Origin of the sequence: Metabacillus sp. FJAT-52054 (assembly GCF_037201815.1) — a bacterium.
GTDB lineage: Bacteria > Bacillota > Bacilli > Bacillales > Bacillaceae > Metabacillus_B > Metabacillus_B sediminis.
In genome coordinates this window covers 1,340,190-1,357,107 of sequence record NZ_CP147407.1, presented here as the reverse complement: position 1 = coordinate 1,357,107, position 16,918 = coordinate 1,340,190, and the positions used below count along the sequence as shown (strand labels likewise).

Genomic DNA, 16,918 nt, shown 5'->3' with positions numbered 1-16,918 from the left:
GAAAAGAGGATGGTCTCCTCTTTCCTTCTTTATTGCATCTTATTGGTTTTCAATTTCTTTATTGGCTTGCGTCTCAGCAGCTTTCAGTGCTTTATCAAGCGGCTGTTCACCAAGGAAGGAGCTGATGAACTGATTATTAAAGTTATTGAAAATGATTGGCAGGTTGGTGTCATCTGCCCAAACCGTAGCATAAGGCGCTCCCGCTACAAGTGGTCCGCGGATTTCATCCTCAGCAAAACCGGATTTTTCTGCGACAGATTTCCGGCTTGGAAGTTCAAAACCTTTTGATGTCCATTTTTCCATTCCTTCTTTACCAGTCAGGTAAGATATCAATTCCCATGAAGCCTCTTTCTTTTCGGATGCTGCGTTCATTACATAGGAAACGGTGTATGCCATCGTTCCTTTTTTCCCATTGATTTCAGGAAGCTCAGCGGTACCATACTCCAAATCCGGGAAAGTTGCCTTTAAGTAAGGAATTGCCCAGTTTCCTTCAAATACAAATGCAGCTTTTCCCTGACCGAACATTTCTCCCGTCCATGTTGCCCCTGTTTCTTTCGGTTCAGCTGCAGATTTTTCAACGTTGTGCATATCAACAATTGGCTGCAGACTGTCTACTACTTTTTGATCTGCAAATGTTGCTTTGTTATCCGTCGCTACTTTTCCGCCTTTTGCCTGAGCAATATGGTAAAGACGGGCAAGTTCTGGAGATGCTCCGAAGCCGTATACACCTTTTCCATTAGAAAGTTTTTTTGATGCAGCCTGGAACTCTTCCCATGTTTTTGGAACTTCAACGCCTGCTTCTTCCAGCATTTTTTTATTGTAGAACATCGCAAGTGTGGAATAGCCTTTAGGTACACCGTACGTTTTGCCTTCGTTTTGGAAAGCTTTGATTAAAGGTTCCTCAAAATCCTTCAAATCGAAATCTTCTTTGATGTATTCATCAAGTGGCTGCACAGTGCCGGTGGAAATGAGGCCAGGTGCTTCAAAAGCGTCCAGATAAAATACATCTGGGCCCTCTCCGCCAATCAGCCGGGTCTTAATCACATCCATATACTGATCGGCAATGGTTTCTCTCTTCACTTTTATATTTGGATGAGATGATTCGAAATCTTTTAGAATTTCATCCAGGAGTTTTGTCTCTTCAGGAGACGATCCCCAGCCTGCAAGTGTGATTTCTGTCTTTTCCCCATTTGATGCCGTCTTTTCTTTGTCTCCGCTGCATCCCGTAAGTGCCGTACCAAGCATCAAGGCTGTCATACTCATTCCTGCAAGCATTTTTTTGATTTTCATTTACATATCCCCTTCTTATTTGTTTTTAACGGGTGAAGCGATTCCCGCTGTAATGACTTCAAAACCAGTCGTATTCTCTATTATTTCGCACTCTGTTGTCTCCCCTGACCGTCTGAGAGAAAGCGATAAAATTCCATTGCCAATTGAAATATTGCTGACTAGCAGTTCATTCATTTCATCTAATAGATTTGGAGACAAATCAATTTTTTTATTCAGACTGTCCGGGAACAGTCCGAGAATGGATTGGATAAAAACAAGAGGTGTTCCCGCTGCCCATGCTTGAGGAGAACATGCTACAGGGTATTTCACGGCTTTGCCTATCGATGCAGGGTATCCGCAGAATAATTCAGGAAGGCGTTCGTATTCAAAATGATCTGCTGCCTTAATCAGTCCTGACATCACCGTTTTTGCATGGCTTTGCTGTTTTAGCTTGCTCATGCCGATCAAGGTCATGCTATTGTCATGCGGCCATACGCTTCCATCGTGATAGCTCATCGGATTATATCCTGCTTCTCCTTCGCCCATCGTCCTGATTCCAAATCCGGAAAACATTTTTTCTGAAGTAAGCATTTCCGCCACAGCGTCCGCCCGATTTTGCTCAAGCATTCCTGAGAAAAGAACGTGGCCCGGGTTGGAGGTTACCGTTCCAACCTGTTCCTTATTTTGATCCAGCGCAATGGCGTAAAATTGTTTATCTTCCATCCAGAATTCTTCCTCGAATTTCTGTTTAAGCTCTTGGGCCTGGTGTCTCAAATCTGATGCTTTTTCTGGCTGTCCGAGCGCTTCCAAAATCTCAGCGATGCCGGTTTTAGCCTGATAAACATATCCTTGAACTTCAGCAAGAGCAATCGGAGTTTCTGCGTAATCCCCGTTTCGGTGAACAATCGAGTCACCTGAGTCCTTCCAGCCCTGGTTCGCTATTCCCTTGCTCGACTCCTGATGGTATTCAACGAATAGGTCGCCATCCCGGTCCCCGTATTCATCAATCCATTTTAGAGCCTTCTCGACACTATCCATCAATTCTTCTGCAACCTTCAAATCACCAGTCCATTTTACGTATTCTGTCAGCAGAATCAGGTATAACGGGGTTGCATCAATGGTTCCATAGTAAGGAGTAAACGGAATTTGGTCCGTATTGGCAAGTTCGCCGAATCTCATTTCATGCATGATTTTTCCCGGCTGCTCATCGCGCCATGGATCCACCTTTGTGCCTTGAGTGCTTGCCATTGTCTTCAATGTGCCCTTTGCTACTTCCGGGTTGAAGGCAAGCATTTGCAGCGCAGCTATTAAACTATCACGGCCAAATGGAACCCCAAACCACGGAAGACCTGCGACCGGAAACATCCCATGCCCTATGTCAGTCATCAATACTCGTAAATCCGCCATTCCTCGGTCTACCAGTTTTTGCAAAGGTAAGAGATCTGTAGAAATGGAGGCGGAAGCGTTCTTCCACTCTTCATAAGAAGAGGTTAGTTTCTGCAAGGCTTTTTGCGGCTGAACAGCATTTGTTTTATCCTCGTCACCGGCTAAAGGCTCAACCATGATGGTAAAAGAATCCTCCTGGCCGTGTTCCAAATCGAAAACATATGTAATCAGCCCATGCTCCTGAATTCCGCCAGGCTGCCGGTCCCAGGAAACTCTTGTAGCCCGCTTGATTTTATCAGAACCTTCATACATTATTTTGAAGGCGTTTTCATTGAATTCCTGGCCCGTTCTCTCTCCAACTTTACCTGTTTGAAATCCTCTAACTATGAACATATCGCTGAAATCTGCGTCAAAAGAAACCTCGATCGAGAATGAAACTGGCTTTGGAAAATAGTTTTTAAGACGAATGGTTTCATATAAAGTATCTTCAGATATAAAACGCTCTCTTTCTAACTGAATGGATTCTCTCCAAAGAATTAATTCACCATTTTTCTCCATATGAGGATTTGTGAGAAGAACTTTGGAGATCCGGTTGTCTGAACCATCTGATGAGAGAAGGATTGGCTTTTCCCCGTTAATTGTCAGCTCCAGCTTGCTTAAAAATCTGGTGTCTTTCGAGTAAAGTCCTAATCCGTAAGAATGGTTTCCTGTAATATCTCCGTTCGGTTCAGATAATAAAAATAGATCGTTTTCTTTGATTACAAGGTAGTCCATCTGTCTCCTCCTGGCTGAATCGAAACGTTTTGGAAAAATCCGAAACGTTTCGGTTTTTAGATAGCAATTCATGCAGTGAATGAAGAGTTATTAAATTCCTGCAGTAGATTGCCTAATTTTAAGCTCCGTTTCCAATATTATATGTGCAGGAGCTGATTCTTTTTCAAGCATTTCAATCAGCTGTTGAGCGGCATGGAACCCAAGTTGTTGTTTATTTTGTGCAATAGTGGTCAAACTCGGTGAAACGTAAGAAGAAAGCAAAATATCATCATAGCCGATAACGGATAAACTTTCAGGTACTTTCCTGCCTGATTTTCCTGCAGCTTTTATTGAACCTAACGCCATCAAGTCACTTGCGCAAAAAACAGCGGTTACCTCGGGGTAATCATTCAAAAGTTTGTGAGTGACCTCTTCTGATTTTCCCTCTTCAAAGGCTCCATTTATTACTAGTTCTTTCCTGAAGGATAATCCCGCCTCGGAAAGTGCACGCTTATACCCTTCCAAGCGCTCCTGGCTTACAAATGCTAAATCGTGACCGTTAACCATGGCAATGTTCTTATGTCCAAGCTCAATCAAATAACGCACCGCGCTTTTCGCACCGGCAATGTTATCTGTCGTAACAAACCCAACATTCTCTGTCTGAATAGGAATATCGATTAGTACACATGGGATGTTGCTTTCAACAACTTCCTGCAAGTATGGATCATCTGTCTTTATCCCCTGCAGGATAACACCGTCCACCCGTCTTTCGCGGCACAGCTGTGCATATGTTTTTTCCCGCTGTTTCGTGGAAGTAGTATTAAACAGCACCAGGTCGTAATCTGTCTCTGCCGCATACTGGTTAATACCAGATAGAACTTCAAAGGTGAAGTTGTCTTTAATGCTTTCTTTATTAAATCCAGAAACGAGCAATCCGATTGTTTTGGATTTGTTCATTACGAGACCTCTAGCGAGAATGTTCGGGCTGTAATTCAGCTCTTTAGAAATCTCAATAATTTTCTTCCTTGTTTTTTCATTTACATCGGAATATCCGTTCAAGGCTCTAGAAACCGTTGTAACAGACACCCCTGCAGCTTTTGCAATATCTTTGATCGTCGTCAATCCAAAAACCTCCAAAACGTTTCGGATACCGTTTATGGGTCCATCATACTCTCGTTTGCAAGCGATTGCAACTATTTTTTACCTGCAAAAAAATTGCTTATGTGAAATCCCTGCCGATTTCTCGAAACTTAACATAGCCGGAATGATATTTAAAACTCATATAAAAAGCCGGACAGGAAAAGCCATTTTTTCCGAGCCCGGCATTGACATTTTAAGCATTCGTTTTTGTTTTTTCATTTATTACCTGATTGCCGCCTAAATCCTTGGCGAGGTATAAAGCTTGGTCAGCCTCATCAATCAATTCTTTATAGGCCGTTATTCCATCCATACTTCCGCCGGCAACCCCTATACTAATGGTTACCTTTGGTTTTTCCCCCGATTCGCTAGGGATTTTCAATTTTTCTACTTCTCTTCTGATTTCATCTGCCAGTTGTACAACTTTCTTCTCATCATGATTTTCAATAACGACGATAAATTCTTCTCCGCCATAACGGGCCGTTATGCCATTAAGTTTTTGGGATAATTCTTTCATGCATTCAGCTACTTGCTTTAAGCATTGATCCCCTTTTACATGACCGTATGTATCATTGAACGCTTTAAAAGCGTCAATATCTGCCATCATAATAAAGATACGGTTATGATCCGTCTTTGGATTGTCCCATTTTTTTGATAGATAAGTGTGGAAGTATCTCCGGTTAAAAATCCCAGTCAAGGAGTCCAAGTCAGTCAAGCTTTTCAGCCGCTCATTTGTCTTTTCAAGCTGCCGTATAGCTTTCAGCAGTTCTTCTTCGCGGTCGAGCTCTGTTTTTCCGGAGGAGATGCGATTCAACCGGAATAGCAGCTTGCTTTCTGTTAAAGGTTTTACAAGGTAATCATTAGCTCCAGCACGATATAGCTGCTCTACCTTTTCTGACGTCTCGTTTTCAAGAATGGCAATAATGCAGCCATCCTCTTTCAGGATTCCCCTCTTGAGTTTAAGAATGACCTCCGCCGGGCTATCCAGCCATATTTCCTCGGAAATCAATATGAGGTCGAATAAACTGCAGCCACTTTCCTTTAAATGAAAAGCTTCCGGCATTGAAGAGGCAGTAATGATCTCACCCAGCCAATCCAACCCTGTAATCGGTGCTTGTGTTTCTTCAATTCCAATATGCAAAATCCTCATATTCTGCCACTCCCTTGCTGCCTATATTACGCTAACAGACTCTTATCTTTGTATAACGTATATTTTATGTATTTAGATCATTCTCTTGAAAAAATAATTATCATTTACTATATATACCCAGTTCAGCCTCTTAACCTAACGGATTAATGTGCTCAATTTTGAAAATGCTGTAATCGCGACTTTTGGCGGATACCCATTCAATCATCTTGCAGGCTGCAAGGCGCTTCTATATTCGCCTGTCCCCCCTCTCAATTGTTACTTTTCAGTACCTATCAGACTTTGAAGTGCGTACTGTTAATAGGAAGGCAGCTTCCCCATACTTCAAGTGAGTAAACAAAGGAGGATGCCATTTGAAAAATATACTCATAGTCAATGGACACGAATATTACAGAAAATCCAAAGGCAATTTGAATTCAGCTTTATTCCAAACCATCCGAGAGTCACTCCATGATCGTTTTGATCTTCAGGAGACCATTGTCCAAATGGGCTATGATTCTGAGGAAGAGATTGGTAAATGGCAGCGGGCAGACGCTGTAATCTTACAGACACCCATCTATTGGTTCAGTATCCCCGGACTGTTTAAACATTATATTGATCAAGTGTACATGGATAATATTTTCTTTAAAGGCTCTGAATTCTATGGAAAAGGCGGACAGTTTAAGGAGAAGCATTATATGTTTTCCGTTACATGGAATGCATATGAAAATGCATTTAATAACGAAAATGATTTTTTTGAAGGGAAAAGCGTAGATGAGGCATTGTATCATCTTCACAAAATGCAGGAATTTATCGGAATGAAACCCCTGCCAACATTCGCATGTTATGATGTGGTGAAAAATCCTCAGGTTGAAAAGGTGCAGAGGGAATTAAGGGCGCATTTGAACGAGGTATTTTAGCAGCTAACAAGCTTGAGAAACATATTCTCAAGCTTGTTCTTTCATAGCGAATCTCTGCAGTTTTATGGTCTTATAGAAAATACAACAATCTTCTAAATCCAAACCTTTACTAAAATGGCATCCTTCTTCATCTCAAAGGACTTCAGCTTTCCAAAAGGCACATTTTTTATTTTTTCCCAGGCATTTAAATCAAGTTTGATCATTTTCTGTCTATATTCTGCAAATGGAGGTTTATTCAAGATTATGCGGTTAATTAAGCTGATGTTTAAAGGCTTAACATCCTCAAGCTCCATCAGTATGGTTCTTCCTTCTAAACTAATAGGCTTCAGGGTAGCACGGAACACAATATCCTTCTTCATCATCATTTTCGTTACGGTGATTTTCCCATGAAGAATGATGAGATGACCGACTATTTCCACCTTCACATCCTGAACATCTTTCGCTTTCATTTGAATGGCTTTTTCAAGCATCTGACTCGTTATAGGTATTCCCAGTCCATGTTCAGAGACACCGGCTAATCGTTCCTTGAACTTAGTAAACAACGTCATTTCTCCTTTCTTTAAACAAGGCTAAAGAAGGAAACAAATACTTCACTGCCCTTATACGTTATGCCTATACATGCTTTTGTGGTCAAAAAAAAGAAACCTCTATTTTGAGGTTTCCGGTTATTTTGATGCTTTTTTATTACCCTGAAAAATAAAAAATAAGGCTAGAATCATGAGCAGGACACCAGATGCACGGTCCCATTCAAACGGGATTTGCGTGCTTCCAAACCAGCCAAAGTGATCGACTAGCATACTCCCTCCCAGCTGCCCGATAACTGTCGCTATGCTTGCAGCGGTAACGCCGATAAATGGAACAGAAAGAACGGTTAATAACATATACGCCGTTCCGAGAATCGCGCAAATAAGCTGCCACTTCGGAACTTCAACTAAATTCAAAATGTTCCCTTCACCAAAGAAAATAACAATAACCGTTAGAAACATGAATCCTGTTAAAAATGTAAAAAATGATGTTTCGAATGTTCCGGTCTTCTTGCTGAATGCCCCATTTATGGAGGATTGCGCACTTAACGTTACTCCTCCAAAAAGAGCCAAAACCGCCATAATGATACTCATGATTTCCCTCCTAGAATATAAAGAACAGCGCAGCGCCCATACAGACAATCGCTGCAATTCGTTCCTTGCTGATGGTTATTTTTTCGCTTCCAAGCCATCCAAAATGTTCGATGACCATCGAAGTGATCATTTGGCCAACAATGACCGAAACCATGGATACACCAATTCCTACAAAAGGAATGCTTATGACGAGGATCGTTAAGTAAACGGTCCCGAGCAATCCGCCTGTCAGGTTCCACTTGGGTGCTTTAAAAATATTCGACAGATTTCCTTTCCCGAAAAATACCGTGATCAGCCCAAGAAGAATCGTTCCCATCATAAAAATATAATAGCTGCTCTCCAGTTCACCAATGACCGTTCCGAGCTGGCCGGCAATCGCCCCTTCGAATGCAAGGGAGCCCCCTGCAAGCACTGCAGCAGCGTAAAATATAATTTTCATTACACAGTTTCCCACCTTTATATTTATATATCTAGAAATTTAGATATATAAGATAAAAATTATAGAGCTATTTGCAATAGCTCCCAGCAAGATTAACATGATGATCAGGAAGTGTCTATAATTAAGTGCTCAAATCAAAGATCTTTGGATATATAGTTCGAGAGCTCCTGAATCAGCTCTTCATTTCTGCGATAATAGGTCCACTGGCCATGACGGACTGAATGAAGAAGACCGGCTTTTTGCAGCATGGATAAATAATTTGAAACGGTAGACTGAGAAAGGTTTGCTTTTTCCTGAATATCTCCAACACAAACTCCGCCCTGATTATAAACCTCCTTCGGCAGATGAGCTTGCTTATTCTGAAAATGCTTCTCAGGTTCACGAAGCCACTCTAATATACTCAAACGTGTATCATTTGAAAGTGCTTTGAAAATGGTTAATAGGTCCATGGATTTTATTTTAATGGTTTTAAGCGGGAAGTCAAATACAGATCCTCATTAACTAAAGGATTGATAATCTGCTGGTGAAATTACATGCGCTTCTGCCTTTAATAAATAAGATTTCCCCCTGGTCATCCACTACAGGTTTAATTAATACAATGAGGTAAATATCCAGATTCAGTCTGGGAATCATATAATATACAACCGTCTTTCCGCCCCATGCTCTATTAAAGACATTTATATAAAATTGAAGCGATTTTTCATTCAGATAGTCGAATTCAGCCAATGGCTTTCCAATGTGGAGTAAAGACAATTTCGACAGGTCCAGTAATCTTTCATCCATTTCTGTAAAGGCAAATTCACCATTCATCTTTTCAACCGAGAAATGGAGCGGTCCGAAATTTTCCTCATATTCCAAAATAATTTCCCCTAAAAAAGATGCCATATCTATATTCATGAAAATGTCCTCCCTCCATCAAAAATTTAAACACTAAAGATAGTTTATGAATACATCTTTTGGCTGATTACACCAATAATGAAATTTCTTGACCAATAATGTATACCTTATTAAATTCCTAAATAAAATGATAAAAAACCCACTGTTTAGGTCAAATATGACAATATAAAACCTCTCAAGGCAGGGATCAGCATTATGAAAAAGATTAAAGAATTGAGAAAAAGTCACGGTCACACCCTAAAAGACCTAGCCGAAAAAGTGAATTATGACCCAAGCAACCTTTCCAAAATTGAACGGGGCATTAATCAGCCATCTTTGACGCTATTAACAAGGATTGCGGAGGTTTATTCAAAAGATCTGAACTATTTTGTGGAGGATGAAAAAAAATGGTACTCCGATAGTGAAAGAACCCTTATGCATGAATTGGATTTAGCCTCAAGCAACGTCCTGGAGAACTTTGATTTTTATATAGATGGAAAAATTATAACTAGGGAAGAATTGGAGTTTATGCTGGAGCTTACACGCAACCTTAGGAACATCATAAACAAGAAGGAAAAAAAATGAATTCTTAGCAGTAGACACCGGTGAAATTCCGGTATCTGCGGAGCAGTTTTCTGTTATTTGTCATTAAATAAAAAGATGCCCGTATTCTAAATACCACAGCAGAGGTACCCCTTTTTTCACTCTTCATTTCATGACCCGGCACCAATCCCTAAGACATGCAGAGCAAAAATCCTTTCTTCTCAAGCAGCCAATTTTTTCAAAAAGCAATTCTCCGTTAATGATGAATGAAATCTTTCTCCCGAAATTCAATACCTCTCCTACTTCCATTTTTTCGGTATAATCAATGTGGTCCCTACCTAAAAAAGAAATCAGGAGATACTATGAAAACAATGATAAGCATCACAAAGAAACCATGGTTTCTAGCCCTCCTCGTCATAATTTTTGCAAGTATGTCTGCTTGGAATATCCCGATTGAAAAAAGGAAATACGGTTTGTCTCAAAGCGGGCTTGCTACAGATTACACTGGCCTTCTTCCTGGGAAAATCGAACAAGTTATTCCATCCGAAAATATTGAGCAGCTGCAAAAAATAATAAAAGATTCAAATAAGCACGGGAAGCACATATCCATAGCCGGCCTCCAGCACTCCCAGGGCGGTCATACCTATTATAAAAACGGAACAGTACTTGACATGAAAAATATGAATAAGATTCTCGAAATCAATGAACAGGAGAAAACCGTTCGTGTTGAGGCCGGGGCTTCATGGGGAGATATTCAAGAGTCCATCAATCCATATGGACTTGCCTTAAAAGTAACTCAATCACAATCGATATTCACCGTTGGGGGATCCCTATCCGTCAACGCACATGGCAGAGATATCAGAAATGGCTCTATGGCGGGTACTGTGAAAGAGATGACGCTGATTACTCCAGCAGGAGAAGTGAAGAAATTAAAGCGTGGAGATCAATTGATGCAGGAAGTGCTCGGAGGATATGGATTATTCGGAGTGATTGCCGATGTGACGCTTGAGCTTACTGATAACGATGTTTATTCCATGCATACGAAAGAGCTCCAGACAAAAGAATACGAAGAATATTTTCATAAAGCAGTAGAAAACGAGAAAGTCGGGTTTCACTATGCAAGAGTTAGTGTGGCGCCTGGTTCATTCTTAAATGAAATGTATGCAATTGATTACAATGTGACCGGAGAAAAGGATAACTCCACTCCGCTTAAAGGGGAAAGTGCTGTCAGACTCAGTAAGTTTGCACTCGATCTCGGAAGAAGCGGGGGGAGGCTTGAAGATTTTTTCTGGGAGAGCCAAAAACAATTCAGCAGGTCTTTTAACGGGGATACTGTTACTCGGAATAATGCCATGCGTTCTGAATCTGATTTTATGGAATTCACTGTTCCAGGGAGGGTTGAAGTCCTGCAGGAGTTTTTTGTTCCAGTTGATTCGTTTGAGGAATATATAAATGAGCTGAAAAATACCCTCCCCTCCAATGACAAACACGAGGATTTTAAAGTTCATAATATAACCGTCCGTTTCACAGAAAGAGATTCGTTTACACATCTTCGCTATGCTAAAAAAGACATGCTTGGATTGGTCGTCCTGATCCAGCATGGAGTAAATGACAAGCAAATGCAGCACGCAGAGAATATGATTCAAAAATGGACCGAAGCAACCTTAAAATTTGGAGGTACATATTATCTTCCTTATTACCCTTATCAAACAAAAGATCAATTTAGGAGAGCCTATCCGGAATGGGAAGCATTTAAAGAGCAGAAAAAAAGGGTTGATCCAAACGAAGTTTTTGTCAATTTGTTTTATAATCATTATCTGAAAGATTAAGGGGCTGCCATGGAAAAGAATAGTCAGCGGCTGATTCCGCTTATCGTAACAGTTGGGCAGGTTGTCATCTTCCCCTATTATATTATCTGGCTAAAAGAAGTTTCGATGAGCTTTACCCTTTTTGCCTGGCTTTTTGCGGTGTTTTCCTTTTCCGCCGCGTGGGGATTCCGGACTTATTCTGTAAAAAAGCCGGACTCATCTGCCTATATATCTGCCATTTATAGTGGGATGGGTCTGGTCTATATAGCAGCAGGATGGATGGTTTTCCCGGTCGAAATGCTTCCATATGCAGCACTTCTAATGCAAATCGGTTTGGGCTTTCTGCAAGGGTATTTCCGGGCATGGCATATTCAAAAGCCTTCCTACCGGGTACATGCTGTCCATCACTATTTACTGGTGGGAATCATCATGATTGGGCTTTCGTTTGTAAAAATTTTCTCTCCCTCTATTTTTCTGATCCTTTTTGGAGTTCTCCTTTTCATCAGCGGATGGTGGTAATGGCGTTATCGAAAAGGAGAACGTAAATATGACTAACAAAAGGGGCACTGCAGAAAACCTGCTGTGCCCCTTTGCTGACTCTTTTCGTTTTGTAATGACTTTTCGTGGATTTATGATGATTTATTAAATGTTATGCTGAATTGACACAAAACAAGGGTCCAGGCTTCCAGAGCCGCCTGCACATTATTCCCAATTATGATTTAACCGGTACCGACTTTTTTTGCGTCTGCTTTTGCCAGCCGATTGTTATAAAAAGAGTAATAACCAGCAGGACAAACCCCAGCATAAAAGGATAGAGAATTTGGACGTCATAGAGGACTCCCGCGAACGTTGGTCCTAAAATATTCCCTATGCTCATATAAGAATTGTTCAAGCCCATGGCAAAACCTTGTTCATTTCCAGCCATTTTTGAAATAAGCGTGTTAAGGACAGGTCTTAAAATGGAGGTAGCCAGGAAAATGAGCAATGTGATGCCGAAGAAAAGTACGTAATCCTTTGCAAAAAGGCTAAAAAGGAATCCTGCAGCGGCTACCCCTATGAAAATGTTGAGAACCACTTGTTCGCCGAACTTCTGAACGATTCGATCCACGATAAAGAGTTGAACAATAACACTGATAATTCCTGTCGAGGTAATCATTAATGCAATCTCCTGCGGGGATGCTCCGAATTGATTATCAACGAAAAGACCGAGCACCGATTCATAGGCCATTAGACCAAAACTCATTATTAACGTAATAACCAGCGGAATGAAATATGGCTTTCTTACAGACAAAGCAAGCTTTTTCAGCATGGACTCTGTATCGGCATGGACCATTTGCTGATCTGGGGCTTGAATGGACTCGCTCTCTTTCAAAACCACAACGGAAAAAATAACAGCGGCCAGAGAGACAATCGCTGAAACGAGAAATGGCACCTTAAGGCCATAGTCTGCCAAAAATCCGCCAATTCCTGGTCCAATTACAATTCCCAGCGACATGGCGGCTGAGATATAACTGTTTCCCTTTGCCCGCTGCTCAATAGTGGTAATATCAGCAATATAAGCAAAAATAGCCGGAATTAACAGAGCTGCGCCGATTCCCCCGATCACCCGTGAGGCATAAAGCCAAAGAATCGAATCCGTAGCGTAAAAGATGAACATGGACAAAGTAAGACCCGCGAGGCCATATACGATCATTTTTCTCCGTCCGTGCTGATCAGCCCATCTTCCTGCAATCGGAGAAAAAACAAGCTGTGCTCCGGCAAAAATGGCAATCATAAGACCGGCAGCCATGCCTCCCTGATTAATTGATTTTAAATAAGCTGGCAAAATCGGGATGATGATACCAAAGCTGCCGATGGCAATAAACATGTTGATCATCAAAATAAATAGCTGCTTTCGCTGATTTCCTGACATGGTGCTGATCCCTTCTTTCTGTTATGAACTTGATGAACTTCCTCCCAAAAATAAAAAAAATGCTATCACAATCCGGATAGCAGGTCTCACAAAGCAAAATCGAACAGTCCTCCCTTTCGGAAGAAATGGAAATTTTCGCTTATGTATTATAGACACACCGATCCTATCCAGAAAAGAATTCGTCTCCTATACGAATGATTTAAGATAGGATTAGCTGATCATGGCGATTGGGTCACCCTTCCATTATTTGTAGACTTTATATTACCTTATTCTCTGGGGCAAATCAAATTTTTAAACCGGCAAAGCCTCATAGTTATTGTGCAGTTAACGGTTCGGTATCTGCCGGAATAATAAGATCGGTATCCGGTGGAGTGTAGCCCAAATGACGTGCAATGGACACAATTTGTCCTTTGTGGTGGAATTCATGCGTCATCGTATGAGTCAGCAGCCAGAGAACGGACAGCTCTTCCTCTTCTTCCTGCCAGGAGACCTTGCCTTTTAGCAAGCAATTAGGGCTCTTCAACATTCTTTATTTGTCCATCTTCAATATTTACATGCTCCTGTTTCAACCCGAATCTTTTCAGCCACGCTTGATAGCACATCGCAACATGAACATGCAGGTTCCTGATAGATCCCCAGCCGAATGCTTCTAGCTCCTGTGTATAGTGACTCGAATCCAATCCTTCACAAAACTCAAACAGCCGCTCTCTTGTCTGCTTTACTAGCTCATACTGATCTCTTAACATACTCATATTTTTCCGCTCCTTAATAAGTAAAATTTCCGAATCCGTTTTGCAAAACTTTCCATAGGGAAAAGACCTTTTAAAAACGGCTTGGGGGTATGCAGATGATTACAGCTGTTTCTATAATAGTCGTTCCGTATGATCATTCTGAATCAAGCAAAAAAGCACTGGCAAAAGCTGCAGCCCTAGCACAGGCAGATGAGAGAATTGAACTGAACATTATCACCGTTGTGGAAACTCATCCATTATATTCTGAACACCTTTCTGTAAAAGGAATTAGAGACGATCTATTAGCCGAAGCCCGGGAGCATTTGGATGAAGCAAAAAGGAACCTGAGCCAGCTGCCGAACACGATTAAAACCGCTGTTCTTATAGGAACGCCTTCTTTATCAATTGTTGAGTATGCTATTCAGAAAGATGCCGAACTCATTATTATGGGGAGCCGCGGCGTTACAGGACTGAAGGAATTGTTTTTAGGAAGCGTCAGTCATTATGTCGTTCAGAAATCATCTTGCCCGGTTTACATTGTTAAATAAGAGATGTTATATCCCTATTTTTGGAATGAACGAATTAATGGATCCAATACTTCATCAAGCTTTGAAAAGCTCAAGCCCAGGCTTTTTGCCTTCCCTGTATGGACAGACCAGGAGCCTGGAAGTGCGTAAGGGGATCCTTTATCACCCGTTTGATTGGATTGAATAAGTGGTTTCCTCTCAACAATCCTTCCAATTTTCTGGACAAGTTCATCTAAACTAATATCTTCACTGCATCCTGGGTTAATTGAACCTGTGAAATCGCTGTTTCCTAATTGGAATAGAAATTCAGCTGCCTCTTCAGCATGGATAAAACTGTATCGAAACTTAGGATCCTCTATCACAATAGGGTTTGACTGCTTGATTTTATCCACATAAAATTTAAGCCTTTCCGTATAATCATCTTGGGATACAACGATTGGCATTCTTACAGCAGCTATTTTAAAGTACCCCTGCTGGAATAAAACAGCTTCAGCTGCGCGTTTGGCCTCCTGATAACCTTCGTACCCTTGATATTCAGCCCTTTTCTTAAGCCGATAGGTGAAAGACATTGGGTCAAAGTTCTCTTCCCTATGATTGGTTCCAAATTCATAAACTGCTTGAGTGGACGTGAAAATATACCGGCTGCATTTTTCCTTAAGAGCTTTTGCTGCATCCCATGCTTCTTGTGAAGCTAAACAAGATTGATCATAAACAAGATCCCAGTTTTTGCCCTCGAACGCGGTCATCATGGATTGTTTATCTTCCCTGTCAATTTTCAATCGATCCACTTGCATTCCAAATCCGTCATCGTGTGACTCCCTGGTTGCAAGGGTCACACGATCATCGTTTTTTAGTAACCGCTGAACCAATTTTTTTCCGAAATAGTTTGTTCCCCCGAGAACAAGGATTTTTCTCATTTGACACTTCTCCTTCTTCTACTTGGCTTTAGCTAAGTATTTTCTGCCCATTTAAAAGAATCTGTAAGTCATATTTATCTTCAACATACCTCAATGGCAGTTCCATTCTGGCGGTTTTATTCGGATCAACAACCTGGCAGATCTTTAGATCTCCTGCGAGTGATAAAAGGAATATGGCTTCATCCTTTTTGAAATTCAGTTCGCCTACTAAAAACTCTGCCATATTTTTCACTGCCTGATTAGCTGCTTCGTCCAATTCTTTTTTAGAAGCAATGGTCATAATGGCGGAATCATTTATCAGCATGGGCAGCGGCAGTCTCTTACCTTTAATAACGTGGATTGTTACGGTTACTTCTCCCGCTGTTTCCACGCCGCACACCGCCACTTCCCCATCTGCCATCGCTCCATGAAGATCACCGAGTGCAAGCAAGCCGCCTTCCACATTTACAGGAAGCAAAAGAGTGGCTCCTTCTTTGATTTCCTTGCAATCCATATTTCCGCCGTGAAGATCAGGTGTTCCGCAGGAAATTTCTTCACTGGCAGGAGCCGTTCCAATAACTCCAATCATTTTATTGACTGGGACCTTGAGAGAATCATTTAAATAAGCGTAATTATTCCGGATAGGGAGAATTCGGATTGAATTGGTATTAAGCTCCCCTCCCAGCACACCTAATTCCGGTCCTGTGACCATTACTCCATGGTCTGCGATCGTTATTTTCTCAATCTTGACTGATAGAATATCCCCCGGCTCCGCTCCTTCTACAAATACCGGTCCGGTAGCCGGATTAATCCGGTCCCAATTCAATGAATCAAACGCAGTATCCATGGAGGTGATTTGATCTTCAAAACAGTCACACGTCTCAAAAACTACTTTTTCTCCTGTCTTCACCCTAAGAACAGGTTCCCGGTTTGGACCCATAGCATATATTAAATGCTGTTTCCCTACTTTATTCATCTGCTTCACCCCTTCCATTCCTACAATTACAGACTACTTATCACAGCTGAAAATTTCAACTTTTCTGAAATATTTAACAAAATTGCTCTACGTATAATTTTTGTACAATCATTGTAAGAAAATATTTAAAGTTAATATGTTTACATACTTGAACACCGGGTATTGTAACATATACCAAATTCAAGGAGGTTTTTTATATGCCAAACATTAATAATGTTGATGAAAAAGTGGATCAAATGGACTCCGAGAAAAAAGATCGTATTTTACAAGACTTTGAAACGTTCAAGAGTTATCTGTCTGATAAGGTAAGCAAAGGTGAAAAGCTTGGTTTAGGTGAAGAACAGCTTGCAAAAGCAGCGGAGAAAGTGGCTGATTACTTAGCGAAGCATGAAGAGCCTCGTAATTCAGAAGAATACTTATTGAATGAGTTATGGAAAGTGGGAGACAAGGAACAGCAGCACGCACTGGCTCACATGCTAGTGAAACTCGTAAAATAACAGT

18 protein-coding genes and 1 pseudogene are annotated in these 16,918 nt (G+C 41.1%); 6 read left to right on the top strand and 13 right to left on the bottom strand.

The window, feature by feature from the left end; genetic code table 11:
* Positions 1-39: 39 nt before the first annotated feature.
* The 4 genes from WCV65_RS07195 to WCV65_RS07180 all read right to left on the bottom strand — a co-directional run bounded on the left by WCV65_RS07195 (position 40) and on the right by WCV65_RS07180 (position 5,695).
* Complete coding sequence (locus tag WCV65_RS07195) at positions 40-1,290, bottom strand: ABC transporter substrate-binding protein (protein ID WP_338781203.1); 1,251 nt, start codon at positions 1,288-1,290, stop codon at positions 40-42.
* Positions 1,291-1,305: 15 nt separating this feature from the next.
* Positions 1,306-3,429, bottom strand: coding sequence for an amylo-alpha-1,6-glucosidase (locus WCV65_RS07190; RefSeq protein ID WP_338781201.1), 2,124 nt, complete (start codon positions 3,427-3,429; stop codon positions 1,306-1,308).
* Between the two features lie 90 nt (positions 3,430-3,519).
* Positions 3,520-4,530, bottom strand: coding sequence for a LacI family DNA-binding transcriptional regulator (locus tag WCV65_RS07185; RefSeq protein WP_035409138.1), 1,011 nt, complete (start codon positions 4,528-4,530; stop codon positions 3,520-3,522).
* A 211-nt stretch (positions 4,531-4,741) separates the two neighbouring features.
* Entirely contained in the window at positions 4,742-5,695 is a 954-nt protein-coding gene (locus tag WCV65_RS07180) for a GGDEF domain-containing protein (RefSeq protein ID WP_051860725.1), read from the bottom strand.
* Between the two features lie 350 nt (positions 5,696-6,045).
* Between WCV65_RS07180 and WCV65_RS07175 the strand changes: the two genes are divergently transcribed.
* The gene (locus WCV65_RS07175; RefSeq protein WP_338781196.1) at positions 6,046-6,591 is read left to right on the top strand and encodes an NAD(P)H-dependent oxidoreductase; all 546 of its coding nucleotides are present in this window, start codon (positions 6,046-6,048) and stop codon (positions 6,589-6,591) included.
* 92 nt (positions 6,592-6,683) lie between these two features.
* On the opposite strand, the gene WCV65_RS07170 is transcribed toward WCV65_RS07175, so the two are convergent.
* From WCV65_RS07170 to WCV65_RS07150, 5 genes are all read right to left on the bottom strand, one after another.
* Positions 6,684-7,133, bottom strand: coding sequence for a hypothetical protein (locus tag WCV65_RS07170; protein ID WP_035409142.1), 450 nt, complete (start codon positions 7,131-7,133; stop codon positions 6,684-6,686).
* Between the two features lie 123 nt (positions 7,134-7,256).
* Positions 7,257-7,709: a DMT family transporter gene (locus WCV65_RS07165; RefSeq protein ID WP_338781192.1), complete on the bottom strand. Its 453-nt coding sequence runs from the start codon at positions 7,707-7,709 to the stop codon at positions 7,257-7,259.
* A gap of 10 nt (positions 7,710-7,719) precedes the next feature.
* Positions 7,720-8,148 carry a DMT family transporter gene (locus tag WCV65_RS07160; RefSeq protein ID WP_035409146.1) on the bottom strand — a complete coding sequence of 143 codons (429 nt, stop codon included), beginning with the start codon at positions 8,146-8,148 and terminating at the stop codon, positions 7,720-7,722.
* 134 nt (positions 8,149-8,282) lie between these two features.
* Positions 8,283-8,597, bottom strand: coding sequence for a metalloregulator ArsR/SmtB family transcription factor (locus tag WCV65_RS07155; protein WP_035409148.1), 315 nt, complete (start codon positions 8,595-8,597; stop codon positions 8,283-8,285).
* 52 nt (positions 8,598-8,649) lie between these two features.
* The gene (locus tag WCV65_RS07150) at positions 8,650-9,045 is read right to left on the bottom strand and encodes a hypothetical protein (protein ID WP_338781188.1); all 396 of its coding nucleotides are present in this window, start codon (positions 9,043-9,045) and stop codon (positions 8,650-8,652) included.
* A 195-nt stretch (positions 9,046-9,240) separates the two neighbouring features.
* On the opposite strand from WCV65_RS07150, the gene WCV65_RS07145 reads away from it, so the two are divergent.
* The 3 genes from WCV65_RS07145 to WCV65_RS07135 all read left to right on the top strand — a co-directional run bounded on the left by WCV65_RS07145 (position 9,241) and on the right by WCV65_RS07135 (position 11,894).
* The gene (locus WCV65_RS07145; protein WP_035409153.1) at positions 9,241-9,609 is read left to right on the top strand and encodes a helix-turn-helix transcriptional regulator; all 369 of its coding nucleotides are present in this window, start codon (positions 9,241-9,243) and stop codon (positions 9,607-9,609) included.
* Positions 9,610-9,929: 320 nt separating this feature from the next.
* The gene (locus WCV65_RS07140) at positions 9,930-11,396 is read left to right on the top strand and encodes an FAD-binding oxidoreductase (RefSeq protein ID WP_231889958.1); all 1,467 of its coding nucleotides are present in this window, start codon (positions 9,930-9,932) and stop codon (positions 11,394-11,396) included.
* 9 nt (positions 11,397-11,405) lie between these two features.
* Positions 11,406-11,894, top strand: a complete 489-nt coding sequence (locus tag WCV65_RS07135; protein WP_338781183.1) for a hypothetical protein — start codon at positions 11,406-11,408, stop codon at positions 11,892-11,894.
* Between the two features lie 193 nt (positions 11,895-12,087).
* Here the strand turns inward: WCV65_RS07135 and WCV65_RS07130 are convergent, their stop codons facing one another.
* Both WCV65_RS07130 and WCV65_RS07125 read right to left on the bottom strand, forming a co-directional pair.
* Positions 12,088-13,287, bottom strand: coding sequence for a tetracycline resistance MFS efflux pump (locus WCV65_RS07130; protein WP_035409157.1), 1,200 nt, complete (start codon positions 13,285-13,287; stop codon positions 12,088-12,090).
* 313 nt (positions 13,288-13,600) lie between these two features.
* Positions 13,601-14,039: pseudogene (locus tag WCV65_RS07125) on the bottom strand (DinB family protein).
* Between the two features lie 95 nt (positions 14,040-14,134).
* Between WCV65_RS07125 and WCV65_RS07120 the strand changes: the two are divergent.
* On the top strand, positions 14,135-14,566 hold the full coding sequence (locus WCV65_RS07120) for a universal stress protein (RefSeq protein WP_338781180.1): 432 nt from the start codon (positions 14,135-14,137) through the stop codon (positions 14,564-14,566).
* A 14-nt stretch (positions 14,567-14,580) separates the two neighbouring features.
* Here the strand turns inward: WCV65_RS07120 and WCV65_RS07115 are convergent, their stop codons facing one another.
* Complete coding sequence (locus WCV65_RS07115) at positions 14,581-15,462, bottom strand: NAD-dependent epimerase/dehydratase family protein (RefSeq protein ID WP_338781178.1); 882 nt, start codon at positions 15,460-15,462, stop codon at positions 14,581-14,583.
* Positions 15,463-15,490: 28 nt separating this feature from the next.
* Positions 15,491-16,417 (bottom strand): acetamidase/formamidase family protein, encoded by a 927-nt coding sequence (locus WCV65_RS07110; protein WP_338781176.1) that lies wholly within the window; start codon positions 16,415-16,417, stop codon positions 15,491-15,493.
* 197 nt (positions 16,418-16,614) lie between these two features.
* On the opposite strand from WCV65_RS07110, the gene WCV65_RS07105 reads away from it, so the two are divergent.
* Complete coding sequence (locus WCV65_RS07105) at positions 16,615-16,914, top strand: DUF3243 domain-containing protein (RefSeq protein WP_035409165.1); 300 nt, start codon at positions 16,615-16,617, stop codon at positions 16,912-16,914.
* The last annotated feature ends 4 nt before the right edge of the window (positions 16,915-16,918 follow it).